1 rRNA gene is annotated in these 328 nt (G+C 52.4%); it reads left to right on the top strand.

Going from position 1 to position 328, the window contains the following annotated elements:
* Positions 1-328 (top strand): 23S ribosomal RNA (locus tag R2R70_RS19385); the annotation flags it as partial.

The raw sequence follows: 328 nt of genomic DNA on the forward strand, positions 1-328 counted from the left end.
CAACAGGTTGATATTCCTGTACCACCTCCTCACCATTTGAGCAATGGGGGGACGCAGGAGGATAGGGTAAGCGCGGTATTGGATATCCGCGTCCAAGCAGTTAGGCTGGGAAATAGGCAAATCCGTTTCCCGTAAAGGCTGAGCTGTGATGGCGAGCGAAATTTAGTAGCGAAGTTCCTGATTCCACACTGCCAAGAAAAGCCTCTAGCGAGGTGAGAGGTGCCCGTACCGCAAACCGACACAGGTGGGCGAGATGAGTATTCTAAGGCGCTTGAGAGAACTCGGGAGAAGGAACTCGGCATATTGGTACCGTAACTTCGGGATAAGG

The organism is Cobetia sp. SIMBA_158, assembly GCF_046566945.1.
Classification (GTDB): domain Bacteria; phylum Pseudomonadota; class Gammaproteobacteria; order Pseudomonadales; family Halomonadaceae; genus Cobetia; species Cobetia amphilecti.